The sequence below is a fragment of the Brevundimonas sp. 357 genome (assembly GCF_003938605.1).
Lineage (GTDB): Bacteria > Pseudomonadota > Alphaproteobacteria > Caulobacterales > Caulobacteraceae > Brevundimonas.
Map to the genome: position 1 here is coordinate 1 of NZ_RHWX01000030.1, position 1,235 is coordinate 1,235.

Annotated in this window: 1 protein-coding gene; it reads right to left on the reverse strand. The window is 61.5% G+C overall.

The features are described from left to right. Positions 1 to 52 precede the first annotated feature (52 nt). Positions 53 to 1,155, reverse strand: a protein-coding gene (locus EGK63_RS16190) for an IS3 family transposase (RefSeq protein ID WP_090563055.1) whose coding sequence is annotated in 2 segments (ribosomal slippage) — positions 53 to 894 and positions 894 to 1,155 — 1,104 coding nt in all. Because the reading frame shifts where the segments join, the coding sequence is not laid out codon by codon here. Positions 1,156 to 1,235: the final 80 nt, after the last annotated feature.

Consider the following 1,235-nt stretch of genomic DNA (forward strand, 5'->3'; position numbering starts at 1 on the left):
TGATCCGCCCCCGTTTTCTGGAGCATCCGAGGCTGGAGTTTTCCGGCCCGAGTCAGGGTGACAGGCTGGCTATGTCACCCGGATTCATCAGCGTGATCGGCGTCTTGTTGCCAATGGCCCCATGGGGCCGATCCTCGTTGTAGTATCTGCGCCAACCCTCCAACTTTTCGGCCGCGTCGGCAAGCGTCAGGAACCAGTGGGCGTTCAGGCACTCGGCCCGGAAGCGGCCGTTAAAGGCTTCGATAAAGGCGTTGTCCGTGGGCTTGCCCGGACGAGAGAAGTCCAGGGTGACGCCATGGGCGTAGGCCCATAGGTCAAGGTTGCGGGAGACGAACTCCGTGCCCTGATCGACCCTGATCGCCTTTGGATAGCCGAGCTTTGCGCAGGCCCTGTCGAGCGCTTCCACGACGTTTTCAGACCGGTAGGTGAATCGGGGATCGATCACCGGCGAGAAGCGCGAGAAGGTGTCCACCACGGTCAGAATGCGGATCTTGCGGCCGGTCGCCAACTGGTCGTGGACAAAATCCATGGCCCAGGTTTCGTTTGGCCGCGTGGCCTCAATACGGTCCTCCCGGAGCTTGGCCTTCACTCGCCGCTTGGGCGTCTTATTTCTCAGTTGAAGGCCCAAGGCGTTGTAAATCCTGTGGGTCTTCTTGATGTTTGTTCTCCAGCCCTCGCGCTGGAGAAGCACATGCACCCGGCGATAGCCGTAGCGCACGCGCGTCTCGCAAATCGCCTTGATGCGGGCTTCGAGGCCGGCCTGGTCGGGGCGGCGGGATTTGTAGTGAAAGCTCGAGGTGTCCATTTCCAGCACCCGGCAAGCCCGCCGGATCGACACACCCCAGTCACCACAGACGCCCGCCACCAGCTCGCGCTTGCGACCAGGCCTCAGAGCTTTCGCCGGATCACGTCCTGCAGCATCTCCCGGTCGAGCGAGAGGTCGGCGACCAACTTCCTCAACCGACCGTTCTCGTCCTCGAGCTGCTTCAGCCGCTTCATCTCCGTCGGCAGCAGACCGTCGTACTTCTTCTTCCAGTTGAAGTAGGTCGCCGGACTGATCCCGGCCCGTCGACAGATCTCCGCCACCGGCACGCCGTCGGCGCCCTGCTTCAGAATGAACGCCTTTTGGGCGTCCGAGAAAGCCGATGCCTTCATGGTTTCCGCTCCTTCCCAGCCAGGGAAATCTCAGCGGAAAACTCTAACGTCCGGTGATCCAGTTTTCGGGGAGCAGATCA